The 2,589-nt window shown below is 51.4% G+C and carries 2 protein-coding genes and 1 pseudogene; all 3 read right to left on the bottom strand.

The window, feature by feature from the left end:
- Positions 1-20: 20 nt before the first annotated feature.
- On the bottom strand, positions 21-941 hold the full coding sequence (locus Q0X57_RS08115; protein ID WP_007366173.1) for an NAD(P)-dependent oxidoreductase: 921 nt from the start codon (positions 939-941) through the stop codon (positions 21-23).
- 104 nt (positions 942-1,045) lie between these two features.
- Positions 1,046-2,128 carry a 3-phosphoserine/phosphohydroxythreonine transaminase gene (gene serC / locus Q0X57_RS08110; protein WP_297729974.1) on the bottom strand — a complete coding sequence of 361 codons (1,083 nt, stop codon included), beginning with the start codon at positions 2,126-2,128 and terminating at the stop codon, positions 1,046-1,048.
- Between the two features lie 231 nt (positions 2,129-2,359).
- Positions 2,360-2,589, bottom strand: a pseudogene (locus Q0X57_RS08105) (DNA replication and repair protein RecF); the annotation flags it as partial.

Here is a 2,589-nt window from a genome sequence, read left to right as displayed (position 1 = left end):
GTCTCTAAGTCGTCTACAGATTAGTTGACGCGGAAGGTCTCGCAACCATCCTTGATGAAGCCGACGATCTGGTTAGCAGCAGCAAGACCAGCGTTGATGTTTGCCTCAGCCGTCTGAGCGCCCATCTTCTTAGCGGTAGCTAGGTAGCGATCCTGTAGCTCCTTCTGGTACTCCTCGTGCATGTCAGGCTGGATGTCGGTAGCGTAGCGTACGTCTGTGCGCTCCTTGAGAGCTGCGAGGAAGCACTCCTCGTCGATGATCTCCTTGCGAGCTGTATTGACGATAAGACCACCCTGAGGCATCATCTTGACATACTTACCGTTGATGCTCTTGACAGTCTCAGCGGTCTTAGGCGTATTCAGTGATACGATGTCGCACTGCTTGAAGAGGTCCTCCTGGCTGCAGTAGGTGAGCCCGAGCTCCTTCTCCTCAGCGGCATCGAGACGGTGACGCTTGTTGTAGTAGACCTCCATGCCGAAGCCGTGAGCGATCTTAGCTAGGCAGCGACCGATGTGTCCGAAGCCCTGGATACCGAGCTTCTTGCCCTTGAGCTCAGAGCCAGACTTGCCGTTGAAGTGGTTGCGAACCATAGCTAGCATGAGTGCGAAAGCGAGCTCAGCGACAGCGTTAGAGTTCTGTCCTGGGGTGTTCATCACGCAGACATTGTGCTTGGTAGCAGCCTCTAGGTCTACGTTGTCATAGCCAGCGCCAGCACGTACGACGATCTTGAGATTCTTAGCAGCCTCAAAGACGTCAGCCTGGACCTTGTCACTACGTACGATGATAGCGTCTACATCCTTGACAGCGTCGAGGAGTTGCTGACGCTCTGTATATTTCTCTAGGAGTACTAGCTCAAAGCCAGCACCCTCTACAATCTTACGAATGCCATCTACAGCGACTGGTGCAAAGGGCTTCTCCGTTGCGATAAGTACTTTAGTCATAGTATTGAGTGATATCTTTATTTAGACGCCTACCCCGTAGACCCCCTGTTGGTGTGAGGTGCTGCGGGGTAGGACAGATAGTGTTATGTAAGTAATGAGAGAGATTAGTGCTTCTTCTCGAAGTCCTGCATAGCCTTGATCAGAGCCTGTACGCTCTCCATCTCGAGGCCGTTGTAGAGAGATGCACGGAAGCCACCTACAGAGCGGTGACCCTTGATACCTACCATACCGCGCTCGGTAGCGAAGTTGAAGAAGTCATCCTGTAGCTCAGCATACTCGTCGTTGAGGACGAAGCATACGTTCATACGAGAGCGATCCTCAGCCTCGACAGTACCACGGAAGAGCTTGTTGCGGTCGATCTCTGTGTAGAGAGCGTCAGCCTTCTCCTTAGCACGCTGCTCCATAGCCTTGACACCGCCCATCTCCTTGTACCACTTCATAGTTTGGAGGCAGGTGTAGATAGGTAGGACAGGAGGCGTATTGAACATAGAGCCCTTCTTGACGTGCGTCTGGTAGTCAAGCATCGTTGGGATGACACGCTCGAACTTGCCTAGAGCATCCTTGCGGATTACTACGAAGGTCGTACCTGCAGGGCCCATATTCTTCTGAGCACCACCGTAGATACAGTCGTACTTGCTGACATCTACTGGACGAGAGAAGATATCACTACTCATATCGGCTACGAGAGGTACCTTGCAGTCGAAGTCCTTGCGGATCTCTGTACCGTAGATGGTATTGTTGGAGGTGTAGTGGAAGTAGTCTACATCCTCGGGGATGGTGAAGTTCTTGGGGATGTAGGTGAAGTTCTTGTCCTCTGAAGAAGCGACAACAACAGTCTCCGTGCCGAATACCTTGTCTACGTAGCCAGCCTGCTTGATAGCGTTGGTAGACCACGTACCTGTGTTGAGGTAAGCTGCTTTCTTGCCCATGAGGTTGAGCGGTACCATGTAGAACTGGAGGCTAGCACCACCACCGAGGAAGAGTACCTCGTAACCCTCGGGGATGTCCAGTAGCTCCTTGAAAGTAGCTACGGCCTCGTCCATTACAGCTTGGAATTGCTTGCTGCGGTGTGAGATCTCAAGGAGTGAGAGATCCATGTCAGCAAAGTTCAGCACCGCATCAGCAGTGCGCTCGATCACGCCACGGTTCAGTACCGAGGGACCAGCATAGAAGTTGTGCTTTTTCATCTTACTATATTTATTGTTTTGGGATTATATGCTTGTCTATGTGTGCAATAGGTGGTCTGTGCGACTGCCATTTGCTTTGTTTAGAAGGAGCAAAGAGAAAGCTTTTTAGAGTCTCCTCTCTTTGCCCCTACAAAGATACGGAATTAAAGTGGAGAAACAAACTATTTCCACAAGACTTTGCGCTAAAGTCCTTTTTTCAAGCCCAAAGAGTACTCTTTTCTTACAAAATGACTAGCACCCTGCGGTGACTTCTGTCGGGGAGCCCTCCTGGATCTGGAAGAGGCGGTAGGGGACTTGCTTTGAGGAGATAATCTCATCGAGGTACTTGCGGTTCGTGTCGGTGATAAAGATCTGCCCGAAAGTGTCCGTAGCAACGAGCTCGATGATGCGCTCCACGCGGTCGCTGTCTAGCTTGTCGAAGATGTCATCGAGGAGGAGTAGGGGAGCCGTCTGATTCGTCA

The organism is uncultured Porphyromonas sp. (assembly GCF_947254915.1).
Classification (GTDB): Bacteria; Bacteroidota; Bacteroidia; order Bacteroidales; family Porphyromonadaceae; genus Porphyromonas.
Note: the sequence above shows the minus strand (reverse complement) of the source record. Positions and strands in the feature narration are given on the sequence as shown.